This window comes from Symbiopectobacterium purcellii (assembly GCF_052050035.1).
GTDB classification, from domain to species: Bacteria; Pseudomonadota; Gammaproteobacteria; order Enterobacterales; family Enterobacteriaceae; genus Symbiopectobacterium; species Symbiopectobacterium purcellii_A.
Genome location: NZ_CP189882.1, coordinates 1,241,724 through 1,257,471 on the forward strand (window position 1 = coordinate 1,241,724; position 15,748 = coordinate 1,257,471).

General features: G+C 47.3%; 25 protein-coding genes and 4 pseudogenes. 23 read left to right on the forward strand and 6 right to left on the reverse strand.

Annotation, left to right across the window (positions count from 1 at the left end; translation table 11 throughout):
• Positions 1–26: 26 nt before the first annotated feature.
• From ACQGXV_RS09460 to ACQGXV_RS09510, 11 genes are all read left to right on the forward strand, one after another.
• Entirely contained in the window at positions 27–491 is a 465-nt protein-coding gene (locus tag ACQGXV_RS09460) for a hypothetical protein (RefSeq protein WP_440866243.1), read from the forward strand.
• A gap of 1,366 nt (positions 492–1,857) precedes the next feature.
• A complete protein-coding gene (locus tag ACQGXV_RS09465; RefSeq protein ID WP_440862584.1) occupies positions 1,858–2,223 on the forward strand; it encodes an IS630 transposase-related protein in 366 nt (121 codons plus the stop codon).
• The gene (locus ACQGXV_RS09470) at positions 2,147–2,680 is read left to right on the forward strand and encodes an IS630 family transposase (protein ID WP_440862665.1); all 534 of its coding nucleotides are present in this window, start codon (positions 2,147–2,149) and stop codon (positions 2,678–2,680) included. The genes ACQGXV_RS09465 and ACQGXV_RS09470 overlap by 77 nt, the downstream gene beginning before the upstream one ends.
• A gap of 15 nt (positions 2,681–2,695) precedes the next feature.
• Complete coding sequence (locus tag ACQGXV_RS09475) at positions 2,696–2,992, forward strand: hypothetical protein (RefSeq protein ID WP_440866244.1); 297 nt, start codon at positions 2,696–2,698, stop codon at positions 2,990–2,992.
• Positions 2,993–3,063: 71 nt separating this feature from the next.
• Positions 3,064–3,267 carry a hypothetical protein gene (locus tag ACQGXV_RS09480; protein WP_440866245.1) on the forward strand — a complete coding sequence of 68 codons (204 nt, stop codon included), beginning with the start codon at positions 3,064–3,066 and terminating at the stop codon, positions 3,265–3,267.
• 164 nt (positions 3,268–3,431) lie between these two features.
• Positions 3,432–3,677, forward strand: coding sequence for a hypothetical protein (locus ACQGXV_RS09485; RefSeq protein ID WP_440866246.1), 246 nt, complete (start codon positions 3,432–3,434; stop codon positions 3,675–3,677).
• 78 nt (positions 3,678–3,755) lie between these two features.
• Positions 3,756–3,938: a hypothetical protein gene (locus ACQGXV_RS09490; protein WP_440864458.1), complete on the forward strand. Its 183-nt coding sequence runs from the start codon at positions 3,756–3,758 to the stop codon at positions 3,936–3,938.
• On the forward strand, positions 3,935–4,198 hold the full coding sequence (locus ACQGXV_RS09495) for a hypothetical protein (RefSeq protein ID WP_440864459.1): 264 nt from the start codon (positions 3,935–3,937) through the stop codon (positions 4,196–4,198). The genes ACQGXV_RS09490 and ACQGXV_RS09495 overlap by 4 nt, the downstream gene beginning before the upstream one ends.
• 8 nt (positions 4,199–4,206) lie before the next feature.
• Positions 4,207–4,917 (forward strand): Rad52/Rad22 family DNA repair protein, encoded by a 711-nt coding sequence (locus ACQGXV_RS09500; protein ID WP_440866247.1) that lies wholly within the window; start codon positions 4,207–4,209, stop codon positions 4,915–4,917.
• A complete protein-coding gene (gene ssb / locus ACQGXV_RS09505) occupies positions 4,918–5,382 on the forward strand; it encodes a single-stranded DNA-binding protein (RefSeq protein WP_440863016.1) in 465 nt (154 codons plus the stop codon). It begins immediately after the preceding gene.
• Positions 5,383–5,455: 73 nt separating this feature from the next.
• The gene (locus tag ACQGXV_RS09510; RefSeq protein WP_440866248.1) at positions 5,456–5,686 is read left to right on the forward strand and encodes a hypothetical protein; all 231 of its coding nucleotides are present in this window, start codon (positions 5,456–5,458) and stop codon (positions 5,684–5,686) included.
• Between the two features lie 182 nt (positions 5,687–5,868).
• Here ACQGXV_RS09510 and ACQGXV_RS09515 read toward each other — a convergent pair whose 3' ends face one another.
• From ACQGXV_RS09515 to ACQGXV_RS09525, 3 genes are all read right to left on the reverse strand, one after another.
• On the reverse strand, positions 5,869–6,150 hold the full coding sequence (locus tag ACQGXV_RS09515) for a DUF1640 domain-containing protein (protein ID WP_440866249.1): 282 nt from the start codon (positions 6,148–6,150) through the stop codon (positions 5,869–5,871).
• A gap of 415 nt (positions 6,151–6,565) precedes the next feature.
• The gene (locus ACQGXV_RS09520) at positions 6,566–6,766 is read right to left on the reverse strand and encodes a hypothetical protein (RefSeq protein ID WP_440866250.1); all 201 of its coding nucleotides are present in this window, start codon (positions 6,764–6,766) and stop codon (positions 6,566–6,568) included.
• Positions 6,767–7,340: 574 nt separating this feature from the next.
• On the reverse strand, positions 7,341–8,198 hold the full coding sequence (locus tag ACQGXV_RS09525) for an IS30 family transposase (RefSeq protein ID WP_440866251.1): 858 nt from the start codon (positions 8,196–8,198) through the stop codon (positions 7,341–7,343).
• Between ACQGXV_RS09525 and ACQGXV_RS09530 the strand changes: the two genes are divergently transcribed.
• Positions 8,197–8,349 carry a hypothetical protein gene (locus ACQGXV_RS09530; RefSeq protein ID WP_440866252.1) on the forward strand — a complete coding sequence of 51 codons (153 nt, stop codon included), beginning with the start codon at positions 8,197–8,199 and terminating at the stop codon, positions 8,347–8,349. The genes ACQGXV_RS09525 and ACQGXV_RS09530 overlap by 2 nt on opposite strands.
• 375 nt (positions 8,350–8,724) lie before the next feature.
• Here the strand turns inward: ACQGXV_RS09530 and ACQGXV_RS09535 are convergent, their stop codons facing one another.
• Positions 8,725–8,880: a hypothetical protein gene (locus tag ACQGXV_RS09535; RefSeq protein ID WP_440866253.1), complete on the reverse strand. Its 156-nt coding sequence runs from the start codon at positions 8,878–8,880 to the stop codon at positions 8,725–8,727.
• 36 nt (positions 8,881–8,916) lie between these two features.
• Here ACQGXV_RS09535 and ACQGXV_RS09540 point away from each other — a divergent pair.
• The 6 genes and pseudogenes from ACQGXV_RS09540 to ACQGXV_RS09565 form a co-directional block, all read left to right on the forward strand.
• A pseudogene (locus tag ACQGXV_RS09540) lies at positions 8,917–9,009 on the forward strand (phage antirepressor Ant); the annotation flags it as partial.
• Between the two features lie 3 nt (positions 9,010–9,012).
• Positions 9,013–9,546 (forward strand): phage antirepressor KilAC domain-containing protein, encoded by a 534-nt coding sequence (locus tag ACQGXV_RS09545; RefSeq protein ID WP_440866254.1) that lies wholly within the window; start codon positions 9,013–9,015, stop codon positions 9,544–9,546.
• Positions 9,547–9,721: 175 nt separating this feature from the next.
• On the forward strand, positions 9,722–9,931 hold the full coding sequence (locus ACQGXV_RS09550) for a ParE family toxin-like protein (protein WP_440863007.1): 210 nt from the start codon (positions 9,722–9,724) through the stop codon (positions 9,929–9,931).
• Between the two features lie 47 nt (positions 9,932–9,978).
• Positions 9,979–10,107, forward strand: a complete 129-nt coding sequence (locus ACQGXV_RS09555) for a protease FtsH-inhibitory lysogeny factor CIII (protein WP_440867355.1) — start codon at positions 9,979–9,981, stop codon at positions 10,105–10,107.
• A gap of 172 nt (positions 10,108–10,279) precedes the next feature.
• Positions 10,280–10,465 (forward strand): excisionase, encoded by a 186-nt coding sequence (locus ACQGXV_RS09560; protein WP_440867356.1) that lies wholly within the window; start codon positions 10,280–10,282, stop codon positions 10,463–10,465.
• Entirely contained in the window at positions 10,443–11,510 is a 1,068-nt protein-coding gene (locus ACQGXV_RS09565; RefSeq protein ID WP_440866255.1) for a phage integrase Arm DNA-binding domain-containing protein, read from the forward strand. Before ACQGXV_RS09560 ends, ACQGXV_RS09565 begins: the two co-directional genes overlap by 23 nt.
• 137 nt (positions 11,511–11,647) lie before the next feature.
• Here the strand turns inward: ACQGXV_RS09565 and ACQGXV_RS09570 are convergent, their stop codons facing one another.
• Both ACQGXV_RS09570 and ubiT read right to left on the reverse strand, forming a co-directional pair.
• Positions 11,648–12,157, reverse strand: coding sequence for a GNAT family N-acetyltransferase (locus tag ACQGXV_RS09570; protein WP_440866256.1), 510 nt, complete (start codon positions 12,155–12,157; stop codon positions 11,648–11,650).
• The gene (ubiT, locus tag ACQGXV_RS09575) at positions 12,151–12,675 is read right to left on the reverse strand and encodes a ubiquinone anaerobic biosynthesis accessory factor UbiT (RefSeq protein ID WP_440866257.1); all 525 of its coding nucleotides are present in this window, start codon (positions 12,673–12,675) and stop codon (positions 12,151–12,153) included. The genes ACQGXV_RS09570 and ubiT overlap by 7 nt, the downstream gene beginning before the upstream one ends.
• A gap of 380 nt (positions 12,676–13,055) precedes the next feature.
• Here ubiT and ACQGXV_RS09580 point away from each other — a divergent pair.
• The 5 genes and pseudogenes from ACQGXV_RS09580 to ACQGXV_RS09600 form a co-directional block, all read left to right on the forward strand.
• Positions 13,056–13,586 (forward strand): annotated as a pseudogene (locus ACQGXV_RS09580) (peptidase U32 family protein); the annotation flags it as partial.
• A gap of 34 nt (positions 13,587–13,620) precedes the next feature.
• The gene (locus tag ACQGXV_RS09585; protein ID WP_440862584.1) at positions 13,621–13,986 is read left to right on the forward strand and encodes an IS630 transposase-related protein; all 366 of its coding nucleotides are present in this window, start codon (positions 13,621–13,623) and stop codon (positions 13,984–13,986) included.
• Positions 13,910–14,443, forward strand: a complete 534-nt coding sequence (locus ACQGXV_RS09590) for an IS630 family transposase (RefSeq protein WP_440862665.1) — start codon at positions 13,910–13,912, stop codon at positions 14,441–14,443. Before ACQGXV_RS09585 ends, ACQGXV_RS09590 begins: the two co-directional genes overlap by 77 nt.
• A gap of 25 nt (positions 14,444–14,468) precedes the next feature.
• Positions 14,469–14,984 (forward strand): annotated as a pseudogene (locus ACQGXV_RS09595) (U32 family peptidase); the annotation flags it as partial.
• A pseudogene (locus ACQGXV_RS09600) lies at positions 14,959–15,718 on the forward strand (IS256 family transposase); the annotation flags it as partial. The pseudogenes ACQGXV_RS09595 and ACQGXV_RS09600, both read left to right, overlap by 26 nt.
• Positions 15,719–15,748: the final 30 nt, after the last annotated feature.

A 15,748-nucleotide genomic window follows, 5' to 3' on the forward strand; every position in this document is an offset into this window, starting at 1 on the left:
ATATTACCCCTGTAGGTGATAAAATCATGGTTATGAAAAAGAGGCCTCTTAATGACGAACAAATTGCAGATGCGAAGCGTCTCAAAGCGCTATATAACGCCAAGAAAAAAGAACTGGGACTATCTCAAGCAATAGTCGCTGATCATTTAGGGGTTGTGCAAAGTGCAGTTAATTCACTACTAAATGCTATCAATGCTCTTAATGTGCATAATGCAACCAGTTTTGCTCGTCTTCTAAGGGTATCTGTTAATGATTTCAGCCCTTCTCTTGCAAAAGAGATAGCGTCTATGTACGAGACTATCGAGCTTTACCCATCAACATTAAGCCCTCTCGACACACTGTCGACTCAAGAGAAACAACTGCTTGAAATTTTTAATGATTTACCAAAAAAAGAACAAGATAAGTTTGTGAAAGAAATTAGTGCGCGTAAAAACGAGCTTGATCAGCTTTATGAAGAAATGAAGGCTGTGAAGGAAAAACGAGCCAGCTAATACATCCTCATTCCCTCCTCAATACATTAAAAATCCTTAAAAACCCCCCTTATCACTGAGAATAATAAAATTAACTCTCTTGCGGTGTTGACATAAAAATCTCTAGCGGTGATAATTACCCCGTCAACCCACCAGACAGCCTCCAGCCGGACGGTGGACCAGCAACCCGCAACGGCAATACCCCGGCAGGCAAGACCTCGAATTACCCGCCGATTGCCTGAGCGTAAGTAGCCAGCCCGAGGCTCACGAACATGACGGCGGTTGGTGCAGACTCAGATACATGCTCCTTTAAAACGAGCCTCGTGCTCTACGGAAGGCACCGACAACGTGCCGAACCTTTACCCAGATGTTGGCTTTGTTGAATAATTTAACCGTTTGATTTACATCTTCTTTAGTTAGAATGCATTTACAGAGAATGTATTTTGTTAGAACGACAAATCAAATAGTTAGCACAATAAAAAGCATTCCGAGAGGAAAAATTAGTCGTTGAAATTTTATAATGCTTATATAAATCAGTATCTTAAATTATTCAACAAAGCCCGGCAACACCTGAAAAAATATCCATTTCAATCACTCTCAATCTGTAGGGGTGATTAGAGTTTATCCGATTTCTCGCTGTAGGGGTACACGAGGAAAGCACGCGCCGGGCGTGGATAAACATCCCGGCACATATAAAAACCGACCGTTAAAACCGATCGTTAAAACCGAACGTTACGCTTAAAGTGATCGTTATAGCCAACCGACTTAAAAATGATTACATCCTATGCCCTGATATGCGGCAAAGAAGCATAGCTGGCTGTTATCAAAATAATGTCGCTTGGCTATAGTAACGATCTGACTACCAACCACAAGACGGATAAGATTTTATGTTCATGAAATCGACAAGAACCCAACATTATGAAACGTATCACTCTATCTGCCAGACTATTTCTGATATCAATCGCAGCCGCTCTCGCATGGGTGATATACGAGATATGGTGCGCGGTATGAGTACAATCAGATTGCCAACATGGTCACTGGTTTGCTTATCGTTACTAACTGTCATCCTGTTTTCTTGGGGAATGGAAAGTAAAAATATTTGGTGTGCATTTGTGGGAGTTACGCTATTCGTTTTATTTCTTGGGCAACTGGTCAACAGATTGGTTGAGTATTTCAGAAATAAAAGATAATCACCGTAAATGCAGACTAACCAATAAGCCGCCTAGAGCGGCTTTTTTATTACATCATCGCATCAGAAGATGCGTAAGGAGTGAGAGGTGAACGAGCAAGCACGAAAAGTATTGGCTGATTTACTGAAAAAAGCTAGTGACGGCATTGATTCTGCCGTTGTATAGCTAAACGACTTAATTTTGATTACATTATTTAAATGAGCTATTCAATTGATTTTAGACGTAAAGTGATATCTACACGGAAAAACGAAGGGTTGAGTATCCGAGAAACAGCGAAGCAATTTCGGATTGGCCCTGCCTCTGTATCGCGTTGGATTAATCAAATAGAGTCAAAAGCATCGACCACGCGTCAGCGAAAGATCGATAAATCCGAGTTGATAAAAGATGTTGAACAATATCCAGATGCTTACCAAAAAGAACGTGCAGAGCGTTTTGGCGTTTGTCAGAAGGCCATTTGGCAAGCGCTTAAAAAGCTGGGATTGACCTATAAAAAAAACTCTACGTCATCCGAAAGCCGACGAAAACGCCCGGCAGGGATTTCAACAAAAAAAACAACAGTATGAAAAAGAAGGTAAACCTATTGTTTTTATTGATGAAAGTGGTTTTTCACACGATGCCCCACGGACTCACGGCTATTCCCCAAAAGGTCAACGGTGTTTTGGCCTGAAGAACTGGGGAGCTAGGGGAAGAACAAATGTTATCGGCGCTTTATTAGGCACAACGCTGTTTGCTATCGGATTATTTGATATCAATATTAACAGCGATGTTTTCTATGCCTGGGTCACACAAGTCCTTATCCCAGTACTCCCTAAAAACAGTGTAATCATGATGGACAATGCCACTTTTCACAAAAAACATAATATTCAACAAGTCATCATCGATGCAGGGTATATGGTGGAGTATTTGCCTACATATTCGCCAGATCTTAACCCAATTGAGCATAAATGGGCACAAGCAAAAAGCAAAAAAAGAGAGATGGGTTGCGATACAGAGAGTTTGTTCTCAGTCCATATGGTGTAATCAAAATTAAGTCGCTTGGCTATATTTAGTCAGCAACAGATGCCTGATGTTATCCATCAGTTGTTAATGTGGAATATTGTTTCATCCGCTTTAGTGCAGGTTTTATGTGTTTTTATTATAGCATTTAGCATCGTGATGATAGTAAAGGCGTGGGGCACTGACGATGTCGACAATGTCATGGCTGCGGGGATGGTGTTTGGCATTGCCATTTTAATTACGATAGTAGTGTTTTTTAATCACTTTGACTGGCTAAAAATTTGGATATCACCAAAACTTTACCTTATTGAGTACGCCGCAAAACTAATTAAATAATAACCCCACCAACACCAGAGAATACCACGCCGCAATAGCGGTTTTTTTACGACTAAATTCAGGAATACATCATGAAAAAATTTGAACTCACCGCCGAAGTGAAGAAGTTTTTCGGCATCAAATTATTCCGCATTAAAGCGCTTGTCGCCTTCGGTAATGTTGATGAGGGAGAGCTTGGCGGATGGGTAGAGAAAGAATCGAATCTGGCTCAGGACGGCGATGCGTGGGTGTACGGCAATGCTCGGGTGGCTTTGTTGAATAATTTAAGATACTGATTTATATAAGCATTATAAAATTTCAACGACTAATTTTTCCTCTCGGAATGCTTTTTATTGTGCTAACTATTTGATTTGTCGTTCTAACAAAATACATTCTCTGTAAATGCATTCTAACTAAAGAAGATGTAAATCAAACGGTTAAATTATTCAACAAAGCCCTGGTGTACGGCAATGCGCGGGTGTCCGGCAATGCGGACTGGATCACCATATCCCCCATTGGCTCAGAAAACGGACTACTAACCGCATTCAAGCAGAAAGACGGAAGCGTCATTGTTCGACGGGGATGCTTCTCAGGAACCATTGAAGAATTTGAATCAGCAGTTAATAAGCGACATGGCGATAATAAGCACGGTGAAATTTATCGTCATGTCATTTCGTTGCTGAAATTACGCTTTAACCTGTCATAAAGAAATGAATAGTTAACCCTCGCCGATATTCCTCGGCATCATTAATACATCAATCCCAATAGTTAAACGGAGAACGCCATGCAATATGCCTTTGCAGGGTGGCCTATTGCTGGCCGCTCGGAAACACAATTTGACCCGATTCGGTCAATCGAACATCACCGCTCAAATATCGTCACGGGCCAGAGCTTCAAAAACAAAAGCTGGCTGCAACGGTTATTCGAGCAGCTTATAGCAACGGTTAATCAAAAGGGTCATCCATGAAACGCGACCTCGTTATTTTCATGCACCGGCACTGCATGGTATCTGCCGCTGCAAACAGGCGGGCTGGCGTGATGGATAAGGCTGCGAACATGCTTATCTGCGCCAGAGACTACCGAACGTCATTGCGGCGTGACGCCGACCTTCCAGCGGGAGTGCTGGCTATCTTTCTCAGGGAAGAGAAAACAAGCGAATCCGAATGTTCAGAAATTCACAGCGATGAGCCTATTTCATGGGATGAATTCGCTGGCAATCACATGTGAGGTGAGCAATGGACTTATCACAATTAGACGCGCCGTTCCCGGTAGATGATATCGAATGGCGTGTGCAGCGGTGTGGAATAGCGAAAAGCAACCCGTGGGCCATGGTTCTGGCCTACGTGACTAACCGCGCCATCATGAAGCGCTTGGATGACGTATGCGGGAAAGAGAACTGGAAGAATGAATTCACCCCGGGGCCGGATGGTGGCGTGATGTGTGGCATATACATTCGGATCGGAGACCAATGGGTGGCTAAGTGGGACGGTGCAGATAAAACTCAGGTTGAAGCCGTTAAGGGCGGCATGTCTGGTTCAATGAAGCGGGCCGCTGTTCAGTGGGGTATTGGTCGTTACCTCTACTCACTGGAAGAGAATTTTGCCATCTGCTCGATTGAGAAAAAAGATGGCTGGAACAAGGCTTCATTCAAGGATACAGACAACAAATACAAGAACATCTGGTGGCAAACTCCGCCATTACCTGAATGGGCTATGCCAACGCCTCCTGATGCGGCACAGGGCGAATCCGACGATGCCAATGCCGATGAATCCAACAAGGACGAGCTGCTTAAATCATTCACTGAATCCGCAACGTCAGCAAAGAATGTTGATCAGCTAAAAGCTGCGTTTGAGGAAGCGTGGCGAGCTTTGCGCGGAACGCCGCAGCAGGCCGACGCGAAAGGCGTGTATGACATTCGTAAGTCAGAACTGGAAGAGGCGGCATAAATGGGACAGAGAGGCGTCAACAAAGTCATTCTTGTAGGTCATTTGGGGCAAGGCCCCGAAGTGCGCTACATGCCGAACGGTGGCGCGGTAGCAAACCTGACCGTAGCCACATCGGATACGTGGCGAGATAAGCAATCAGGCGAGCAGAAGGAGCGCACCGAATGGCACCGCGTCACGCTGTACGGCAAGTTGGCAGAGGTGGCTGGCGAGTATCTCCGCAAAGGCTCACAGGTCTATATCGAGGGCCAGTTACGCACACGGAAGTGGCAAGACCAGTCAGGGCAAGACCGATACACAACGGAGGTTGTTGTCGATATTGGCGGATCAATGCAGATGATCGGCGGCAAGCAGGATGGCGGGCAGCAAAACAATCAGCGCCAGCAATCAAGCGGCAATGGTCGGCAGCAACAACAGGCACCCAACAATGAGCCGCCGATGAATTTCGACGAAGAGCCGCCATTCTGATTTAACCCAACCATCACCGCAGCGCTATATCCAACATGGAAGGATTTGTGCTGCCTAAATTTCAGGTGACGTTATGACCTACGAAGAATTAACGCCTGACGAAAAACACTATTACAACCGATTAGACTCGTGGGGAAAGGAACGCTACCTAAAGACTATTCCTATAGTCAGAGGCGCAATGGAAGCGGTAGACGCTGGCGAAAAAGGATTGTCTCACCCACGGTTAATTAATTGGGAAGAAAAGCGGCTGGCATGGGAAAATCGCGTGATATTAGCCGAAGAGAAGCGGAGCGGAAGCCAATAGAGTTTATGCCAAAGTAGAAATTGACCCCTCTAAAGACGAACGCTTTAAGAATTACATAGGGCGTTACGGTGCTGTCAGAAGCGACTAATCCCCAATATTGTGGGTTGTGCAGGATTTGAACATGCGACCTATGGATTAAGAGTCCAGAGCTGTACCAACTGAGCTAACAATCCGTAGTGGCATCACATTTTGAGAATGGCAGCAATGATGCTCACGGCAGCGGCGACCATTAGACCAAGCCGGATGGTCATCTGCATGCCAAGTTTATCAAAACCGGCAGTCATATCCTTACGGACATCGGCGACATTTCGGTTTACTTCGGCGATATCAGCCTTGGTAGCGACATCCGCCACTTCATGAGATTTACGTACGACGAGCGAAATTGCCCTGGCCTGTTCTCTAGAGATGCCAGCAGTTTCAAGCTCTTCTGACGCCTGCAATGTATCAAATGCAACCTGGCCCATAGGGATCCTCCTGTGTTAAGCCAAGTGTAAGCGATCTGACCGCCAATCTGCAAAATTTTACCGTTAGCCCTCTGATAACCACATCCGTTTAATTATGGAGAAATTGTTATGTCTAAATTAGTTGTCATTGAAAATGCCACGATGCGTTGCTGAGAGGCTTTGTTGAATAATAGGGAATAATCCTGTTATGACACGCGTGTTTTGGATTAAAATGCTGATCGCTCCGGGATGCATCATCACGTTCTGTATGTAACGTAACATACTGATTTTTTTGTCAAGGGAATCCGCAGCCTTTATGGCTGCGCAGCATAATATCTATTTATTCAATAAAGCCTCTCAACCTTTCAAAGTCATGTGCCAGACCAAGTCGCGACTAATACAACTTAAAGCCGTGGCCTGCTTAACTAACGCTGACTCATTTTCTCGTTGATTTTTCTGGGGTAATAAATCCAGACCCAGTTTCGGGGGGATAAAATTTTACCCCTTCTTTTTGTATGTGTTTAGACTCTGTCACATGCTTATTTTCAGAAGTGCTTCCTTCAGCAGGCTTTTTCGCCATAACTTGTGTTGAGAAAATCGCGGCGGTTATTACTGACAAAAAAAATAATTTTTTCATGGGAAATGGTCCTTCGGAGGTTTGTTGATTGAGTAATAAAATGCAACGTTTTTTATCACTTTATTGAGTGTAAAATTTTCCATCTCATCTTAAATAGCTGTTCCGAATAGTAGATCACTTGGTAATCATCAGTTATTATTTTGCTGCTTATCACTACCACTCCTGAGCTTTGATATAAAAAGCTTTTGGGGCTGTAAGCTGACTATCCCTTGTGCCACAAGCCCCATTCCCACTCGAAACGCAACAAAACGGTAGAGTGTTATGCCACCAGTAAGTGCGTTAAAAATACCTCATTGGGAGAACGATAGCCCAGCGATTTTCTGCCCCTTGTATTGAGTATGTGTTCGAGTTCGGCAATCTTACGATGACTGACCTGACTGAAGTCTGTTCCCTTTGGGCTTTGTTGAATAATTTAAGGTACTGATTTATATAAGCATTATAAAATTTCAACGACTAATTTTTCCTCTCGGAATGCTTTTTATTGTGCTAACTATTTGATTTGTCGTTCTAACAAAATACATTCTCTGTAAATGCATTCTAACTAAAGAAGATGTAAATCAAACGGTTAAATTATTCAACAAAGCCTTCCCTTTGGGTAAAAACGTCGTATCAGCCCGTTGGTGTGCTCATTCAAGCCCCTCTCCCAGGAATGATAAGGATGGGCAAAGTAGACCTGCGCCCCTGTGATTTGAGTAATTTGCTCGTGCAGAGCGAATTCAGGGCCGTTATCAGCTGTTAGGGTCTTAAACTTGCAAAAGGTATTAGCTTCAATGTCCCTGAAAGCAGCAACCACAGTCTCAGCACGCTTATTAGGCAGTTTGCGAATGATGACGGTTTTCAATGCATTATCTACGATGGTTAACAAGAATGACTTCTGGTCTTTGCCAAAAATAGTGTCAATTTCGAAGTGGCCAGGCTCCTGTTTAAGCTCGGCTTGAGCTGGGCGATACTCAATAGCAACACGGTTGGGAATAGTGCCTGATTTGAGGTTTTCGGCATTGTACCTGTAACGTTTTCCCCGATGAGGAAGTTGCTGATATAGCTCCCCGCCAGCCTGTCTCTCCTGCCGGATATAGCGATATAGCGTATTCTTGCTGACAGATATACCGAATTCCAGGTGCAAACGGCCACTGATGATTTCAGGTGAAGAGTGAGTGGAAAGCGCCTGCCTGATGAAGTTCTGAATGTGTGGCTCCAACGGGTAAAAAGCATTGTTTGGCAGAGGCTTATGACGGCGTTCCTGGACCAGAGTGTCCGCCCTTCTACAGCAGTAGACACCATTGAAAGTAGGGTCGGTATTGCGTCTGAGTTCCCTGCTGATGGTCGAGCGAGGCAGAGCAAGCTCTCTGGCGATGGTAGCTTGGTTGACACCTTCACCACGCCGTTTTTCGATGTAGAACCGTTCTTTCTGAGTCAGATGTTTTCCCTGCATGCAACAGGCTCTCCAGTATGGCCAGAACGGTGATTTTATCCGACTCTGGCAAGTGGGTCACTTTGTTGCGTTTCGAGTGGGAATGGGGCTGACCCACGCGCTCGAAAAATGGCAACAGGCGAACGTTAGCCAGTTCCTGCAACGCCACTAACCCAGTAATCCCGCCCCGGTATCGCGCCGGGGTTTTTGTGCCCTATTCCCAGCATTTCGAACTACCTCAAATTCCTGGGTAGTTGCCCAATCGATTTAGGTACCACCAATTTCATCGTAACTCACTGATTATAGAGTGCAGGATCTGCACGCCTCCCGATATGGGTACCACCTGCACATTTTCTCTACTCCTGCATATTTACCATGGTAGATTCTGAGTACTAGGCTCGTAATTCCCTGCTATGCCTCCCGCCCGGCCCCGCGCCGGTTTTTTTTCACCACTAATCACCAATCACGCCCCGGTATCGTGCCGGGGTTTCATTAATCACATTGACTTGTGAGGACCTTACTATGTCTAAAGAACATGAACTAATCACTATAGCCAAGCGACATTATTTTGATAACAGCCAGCTATGCTTCTTTGCCGCATATCAGGGCATAGGATGTAATCATTTTTAAGTCGGTTGGCTATATCGAAACCAATAGCATCAATGGAGAAGCCATCCAGACGGTCAATGCCCGTGACCTGCACGAGTTCCTGAAGATCGGCAAAGACTTCTCCAACTGGATTAAAGACCGCATCAAGCAGTACGGATTTGTCGAAAATATCGACTATGTAGTTTTCGCCAATTCTGGCGAAAACCCCAACGGTGGCCGCCCTTCCATGAAATACGCCATCAGCATCGACATGGCGAAAGAGCTTTCGATGGTTGAGCGCAACGAGAAAGGCAAGGAGGCACGTCAGTACTTTATCCAGTGTGAGAAGCGCATCAAGTCCCTGCCTGCCGATCCCGTTCAGATGCTCAATGACCCAGCGGCCATGCGTGGCATCCTGCTTACCTACACCGAAAAGGTTATCGCACTCGAAAGCAAAGTTGAGGAGATGGCCCCAGACGTGAAAGCCCTGCACCGCATCGCCAAATCTGACGGCGGCATGTGCATCACCAACGCCGCCAAGGAGTTACAGGTACGCCCCAAAGATCTGTTCGCTTTCCTCCGTGAGCGTGGCTGGATTTATCGCCGTATCGGCATCAAGAACTGGATAGCCTACCAGAGCAAAATCCAGTCAGGCTACCTCGAGCATAAAATATCACTTATCCCCTGTGACGACGGCACCGACAAAATTCGCGAGCAGGTGCTGGTGACACCGAAGGGACTGGCGAAGCTGTCTCAAGCGTTCTGCCTCGAACCGGCGTAATTAAATGTCCTTTCACCGCCCCGGTAATACACCGGGGTGACATTTTCTTCATCGTTTTTACTAACGAGGACTTTACGCATGCAAAATTTAACCATTGCACAAACATTAACCATGTCCAGCCGCGAGATTGCGGAGCTGACAGAAAAGCGCCATCCAGATGTAAGAGGGGCTACAAATGAAACCTAAAATACCTAACAGGATAAGAGAGAGGGAGAAGTTATTTAAGCGCTTATACCGTGAAGGACTTATCCATGCAAGACGCATACGACGAACCGGTTATTTATCAATACGGCTCTCCCTCTACTGGCGCATGTTATCCAAAGATAACGGCCTGAGCTGGAAGACCATGAGCCACGCCAAGTACGACACCCAAATAACACTATAAAAACAGGAGCACCCATGAATTATGCATTCGCGGGTCATGCTGCCCTCATGGGGAGCTATCACCCGCAAGAAACCCACCTGGATAAATGGGTTCAATGGCTGCGAAGCGGATACCGAAAGCTTATCGATATCCTCGAACAGCAAGGCAAGCCTCTACGACCTGCATCAGTACGTTAATCAAGGCTGTTACAGCCTGAAATCACCTGCATCACCGCATTTCTTAGATTGGTCATTCCCCCGCCTGCCCGCCGTCATGACGAACGGCGCAGCGGCTTAATTTTAGCAGAGGTCAATGATGGCATACATCACCTTATCCGAGTGGAATCGGCGGCAACCCCGTCCGCGCTGTATGGAAACCGTCAGGCGATTGGTCAGGAGCGGAATGATTTTTCCCGCACCGATACGAGATGGGCGCGAGTATCTGTTTGAGGAAAACGCCTGCAAACTCAACCGAAACAATACGTTCCACCCATCTACCCCCCTTCATCCAACCTTGTTATCGAGGATAAAACATGGCACGCCGGAGAAGCCATAAGAACCGTGATTTGCCGCCAAACCTGCAACCGCGCAATGGCGGCTATTTTTGCTACCGTGACCCGCGCACCGGAAAAGAATACGGCCTGGGCCGCCATCGACAGGAGGCCATTACACAAGCCATAGCCGCCAATATGGCAATTTATGGCTCATCAAAACAATCACCGCTCGTTGACCGCATCAACGGCACACAGGCAACCACAGTTAGCGAATGGACTGAACGCTATCTGACGATACTCGAAGGACGGAAACTCAAGCCGAAAACGATGAGCGAATACAATAAATACCTGAAAGCCGTTAACGCCAATTTAGGTGAATTTGCTATTCAGAAAGTAGAAACCAAAGACATTGCTTCGCTCCTTAATCAGTGGGTAAACGCAGGAAAAGTGACAATGGCGAACCGAATCAGAGCATTGCTACTTGACTTGTTTCGTGAGGCCATTGCCGAGGGGCTACTCAAAAGCAATCCAGCCGGAGTTACGCGTAATCAGCGGGTGGACATTCAGAGGGAACGTATAAAGCTGGATGAGTGGAGGCTTATACGTAAGGCAGCGGATACATTACCCGCATGGGTTGGGCCCTGTCTTGACCTTGCTCTGGTTACAGGTCAACGACTGGGCGACATACAGGCGCTACGCTGGGGGGATTTCAAAGACGGACGCCTTTACATAAAGCAAGCGAAAACAGGCATGATGATTGCTTTCTCCGAGACAACCCGAATCGACTGCCTCAACTTATGCCTTTCTGATGTGTTAAAACAGTTTAGTGCATTAAACAACGGTGGAGCACATCTTGTCGCAGATGCCAAACACGAGCAATTTTCTCAGGACACGATTTCCAGAGCATTTTTGAAAGCACGTCGATTATCAGGACTAACATGGGAACGTAACGCTCCTTCATTTCACGAAATCAGGAGCCTTGCAGCGCGTCTATACACTAATGAGAAAGGGAGGGATTATGCGCAAAAACTGCTAGGACATAAGTCATCCGAGATGACCGATAAGTACCGTGATGTAAGAGGGGCGGAGTGGGCTGAGATTGAATAATTTCGATCGAATTTCGAGTAATTTCGATCGATTGCTTGTAACTCTATGAATCTAAATGCCGTAATTTTCATCCCGCTGTTACGCGACCAGCCGACGGCACTCTCTGACTATATATGCATCGATGTTCCCTGAAGCGCTCAGGGGAGAAAACGTTGGAAGGGCGCAGCATAATCCACAATGCCACTCACGCCTTCAAAATGGTTATCGGAAAGCGGATACATCTGGAAGGCATCATCGCTATCAGGCCAGCGGCAGCGTAACTGCTGCTCCCGCGCAGGCACAAAGCCAAAACGGGCATAATACGCGGGAGAACCAAGCACCACCACGGCGGTGTAGCCAAACTCGTTTAGCGCATCCAACCCTTCGTAAACCAGTTTTTCGCCCCACCCTTGGCAGCGCAGCGTTTCATCTATCGCCAACGGCCCCAAAGCGACCCATTGTCGGTCTTCCTCTGCGATGGTTACCGGGCTAAAAGCGACGTGTCCCATCACTACGCCTTCGTCATCCGTCGCGACAACGCCAAGCGTTAACAGCCCGTCTTCCCGCAGTTGATGAACCAGTTCGGCCTCTGCCGAGGTGGGAAACGCACGACGCAGCAACGCATCAATACCTGCTGCATCTACCGGAATTTCCACCCGTACTAACATGTCGTGGCCGCGCGATCGTCAGCGTGCATCGCGCCCTCATGTAATCCCGCCTCAACGAAATCGGCCAAACGCAGCAGGCCAATACGCAACGGCGCAGGCATGGCATCCAGATCGATAGAATCCATCAGGTTTTTAACATACAGACCCAGTTCGGTGTCACCCTCAATGCGCAAGCGACGCTGGAAAAACAGCGTATCGGGATCTTCACGACGTGCGGCGATCAGCACCAGATCGTTGGCTTCGGCACTGAAACTGACGTCTTCCACTTCATGCTGGCTCACTACCAGGCGATCGTCTCGCAAGGTGACAAACCAGGTCAGCCCAACATCACGGACTTCCACTTTCAGCCAGCGTTCTGTCAGAAATGACAGCTCGCCTTCATACAACGCCTGCTGAAACTGCCAGCTCAGCACCCGTTCCAACACCTGCCGCTGTATGGCAAATGGGGTAAACTTCAGAGGCTTACCTAACAAGCCCGGACCTTGACGCACAATCTGTGCCCGTAGTTTTTCCAACACTGATGTACCCCTTATAAAGCAAACCGTTCAATCCAAGCCACTCACCCGCCGAACGCAGGCTCCACTCAGGCCATGCGCACCGCATGTGCTGCTTTTCTCATCAGGCTATTTTGCCACAGCCCAGTAAAGCAGAAGCGATGCCGGGTCAATAATTTCATTATTATGCACGGAAATCTCGGTAATGCATGCAAGCAATCCCTATTCATTACACGATAAGCTGGCCTAAATCAAAGTCCTGCACCAGCGGGTTAATTAAGATTCCCTAACGTTAAAGAAGGGTCATGCGTTGATAATCGATTGTTATACCCATTTTCCGCATGTCCCCGCCCTGCATCAGCCCCGACATGACATCAGGCAGCCTGATGAATGAGGAAACCCGTATGGAATTACTGTGCCCCGCAGGGAACCTGCCCGCACTGAAAGCGGCAATTGATAACGGTGCCGACGCTGTTTACATCGGGCTAAAAGACGATACCAACGCACGCCACTTCGCCGGGTTGAACTTCACGGACAAAAAGTTGCAGGAGGCGAGCGACTATGTGCATCGCCATCAGCGCAAATTACATATCGCCATCAATACCTTCGCCCATCCCAACGGCTATCAACGCTGGGAGCGCGCTGTCGATATGGCCGCCAACATGGGGGCCGATGCGCTGATCCTGGCTGACCTTGCCATGCTTGAGTATGCCGCAGAGCGCTATCCGCATATTGAACGGCACGTCTCTGTACAAGCATCTGCCACTAACGAAGAGGCAATTCGTTTTTATCAGCGCCATTTTGCGGTTCACCGCATCGTACTGCCTCGCGTGCTGTCAACCCATCAGGTTAAACAGTTGGCGCGAACCAGCCCGATGCCGCTGGAAGTGTTCGCGTTCGGCAGCCTGTGCATCATGGCTGAAGGTCGCTGTTATAGCTAAACGACTTAATTTTGATTACATTATTTAAATGAGCTATTCAATTGATTTTAGACGTAAAGTGATATCTACACGGAAAAACGAAGGGTTGAGTATCCGAGAAACAGCGAAGCAATTTCGGATTGGCCCTGCCTCTGTATCGCGTTGGATTAATCAAATAGAGTCAAAAGCATCGACCACGCGTCAGCGAAAGATCGATAAATCCGAGTTGATAAAAGATGTTGAACAATATCCAGATGCTTACCAAAAAGAACGTGCAGAGCGTTTTGGCGTTTGTCAGAAGGCCATTTGGCAAGCGCTTAAAAAGCTGGGATTGACCTATAAAAAAAACTCTACGTCATCCGAAAGCCGACGAAAACGCCCGGCAGGGATTTCAACAAAAAAAACAACAGTATGAAAAAGAAGGCAAACCTATTGTTTTTATTGATGAAAGTGGTTTTTCACACGATGCCCCACGGACTCACGGCTATTCCCCAAAAGGTCAACGGTGTTTTGGCCTGAAGAACTGGGGAGCTAGGGGAAGAACAAATGTTATCGGCGCTTTATTAGGCACAACGCTGTTTGCTATCGGATTATTTGATATCAATATTAACAGCGATGTTTTCTATGCCTGGGTCACACAAGTCCTTATCCCAGTACTCCCTAAAAACAGTGTAATCATGATGGACAATGCCACTTTTCACAAAAAACATAATATTCAACAAGTCATCATCGATGCAGGGTATATGGTGGAGTATTTGCCTACATATTCGCCAGATCTTAACCCAATTGAGCATAAATGGGCACAAGCAAAAAGCAAAAAAAGAGAGATGGGTTGCGATACAGAGAGTTTGTTCTCAGTCCATATGGTGTAATCAAAATTAAGTCGCTTGGCTATAACTCTCCTCCTACCTGACGGGAGAATCCCCCAATACCGTGGGTGCCTGTTCGCCTGCTCGTTTTGTACGCTGGCAGCAAACCGAAAAAGGGATGGAATCGCGCTTGAACAATGTCCTGATCGACAGATATCAGGACGATGAAAATGCCGGTTATCCTACCCTGTGAAAAGGGCGTTATCTGGTCGGCGGCGAGCGTTACCACGCGCTGGAAGAGCCAACCAGCCTGAACACGCTGGAGTTACTGACGGAGCTGATGGCGGCCAACATTGCCTCAGTGAAAATATAAGGACGCCAGCGCAGCCCAGCCTACGTCAGCCAAATCACCCGCGTCTGGCGACAAGCCATTGACCGTTGCCTCGCGTCTCCCAGCACCTTCACCCCGAGTGCGGAGTGGATGTCGGCGCTCGGGGCAGTGGCAGAAGGCACGCAGACCACGCTGGGTGCGTACCACCGTAAATGGCATTTTGAGGAAAACCTTCAGAGGACAAAAAATGCCTATCAGCAACGAACTTATTGACCAACTGCTTCAGGATTGCCACTCCCCCTCAGGAGCTTCTGGGTGAATCAGGCCTACTCAAGGAGCTGACTAAAAGACTGGCGGAACGGGTTCTTCAAGCTGAGATGGAGATACACCTTGGGTATGCTAAGCATGACCCGGCTGGTAATAATTCAGGCAACTCCCGCAATGGCAAGACATCCAAGAGCGTACGTAGCCAAAATGGGGCGCTCGAGCTCGATATTCCGCGCGACCGCAACAGTACCTTCGAGCCGACACTGATCGGTAAGCACGAAAAGCAGCTTAACGGCTTCGATGACCGCATTATTTCTCTCTATTCCAGAGGGCTATCAACCCGTGATATTCAGGCTCACTTTAAAGAAGTCTACGGGGTCGATGTTTCCGCTGGCTTCATTTCTCAAGTGACCAATGCCGTGATGGATGACGTTAAGCGCTGGCAGCAACGGCCGCTGGATGCGTTTTATCCCATTGTTTACCTTGACTGTATTGTGGTCAAAAGCCAGGACGGCGGAGCCGTGACCAACAAGTCTGTTTACTTGGCTCTAGGAATCAACGGCCAGGGCGAAAAAGAGCTGCTGGGGCTATGGATAGCCAAAACCGAGGGGGCCAAGTTCTGGTTATCTGTAATGACAGAACTGAAAAATCGTGGGCTACAGGACATCTTCATCGCCTGCTGCGATGGCCTGAAGGGCTTTCCTGATGCCATTGAAGCTGTTTACCCGCATACGCGTGTAGTGGTCAACTAAATTTGGCCACCCTACCTG

Coding starts and splice junctions, on each gene's coding strand:
- ACQGXV_RS09460 (WP_440866243.1), top strand. CDS start 27: ATGGTTATGAAAAAGAGGCCTCTTAATGACGAACAAATTGCAGATGCG.
- ACQGXV_RS09465 (WP_440862584.1), top strand. CDS start 1,858: ATGAGCTATTCAATTGATTTTAGACGTAAAGTGATATCTACACGGAAA.
- ACQGXV_RS09480 (WP_440866245.1), top strand. CDS start 3,064: ATGAAAAAATTTGAACTCACCGCCGAAGTGAAGAAGTTTTTCGGCATC.
- ACQGXV_RS09490 (WP_440864458.1), top strand. CDS start 3,756: ATGCAATATGCCTTTGCAGGGTGGCCTATTGCTGGCCGCTCGGAAACA.
- ACQGXV_RS09495 (WP_440864459.1), top strand. CDS start 3,935: ATGAAACGCGACCTCGTTATTTTCATGCACCGGCACTGCATGGTATCT.
- ACQGXV_RS09500 (WP_440866247.1), top strand. CDS start 4,207: ATGGACTTATCACAATTAGACGCGCCGTTCCCGGTAGATGATATCGAA.
- ssb (WP_440863016.1), top strand. CDS start 4,918: ATGGGACAGAGAGGCGTCAACAAAGTCATTCTTGTAGGTCATTTGGGG.
- ACQGXV_RS09510 (WP_440866248.1), top strand. CDS start 5,456: ATGACCTACGAAGAATTAACGCCTGACGAAAAACACTATTACAACCGA.
- ACQGXV_RS09515 (WP_440866249.1), bottom strand. CDS start 6,150: ATGGGCCAGGTTGCATTTGATACATTGCAGGCGTCAGAAGAGCTTGAA.
- ACQGXV_RS09520 (WP_440866250.1), bottom strand. CDS start 6,766: ATGAAAAAATTATTTTTTTTGTCAGTAATAACCGCCGCGATTTTCTCA.
- ACQGXV_RS09530 (WP_440866252.1), top strand. CDS start 8,197: ATGCAACAGGCTCTCCAGTATGGCCAGAACGGTGATTTTATCCGACTC.
- ACQGXV_RS09525 (WP_440866251.1), bottom strand. CDS start 8,198: ATGCAGGGAAAACATCTGACTCAGAAAGAACGGTTCTACATCGAAAAA.
- ACQGXV_RS09545 (WP_440866254.1), top strand. CDS start 9,013: ATGAAATACGCCATCAGCATCGACATGGCGAAAGAGCTTTCGATGGTT.
- ACQGXV_RS09550 (WP_440863007.1), top strand. CDS start 9,722: ATGAAACCTAAAATACCTAACAGGATAAGAGAGAGGGAGAAGTTATTT.
- ACQGXV_RS09555 (WP_440867355.1), top strand. CDS start 9,979: ATGGGGAGCTATCACCCGCAAGAAACCCACCTGGATAAATGGGTTCAA.
- ACQGXV_RS09560 (WP_440867356.1), top strand. CDS start 10,280: ATGGAAACCGTCAGGCGATTGGTCAGGAGCGGAATGATTTTTCCCGCA.
- ACQGXV_RS09565 (WP_440866255.1), top strand. CDS start 10,443: ATGGCACGCCGGAGAAGCCATAAGAACCGTGATTTGCCGCCAAACCTG.
- ACQGXV_RS09570 (WP_440866256.1), bottom strand. CDS start 12,157: ATGTTAGTACGGGTGGAAATTCCGGTAGATGCAGCAGGTATTGATGCG.
- ACQGXV_RS09585 (WP_440862584.1), top strand. CDS start 13,621: ATGAGCTATTCAATTGATTTTAGACGTAAAGTGATATCTACACGGAAA.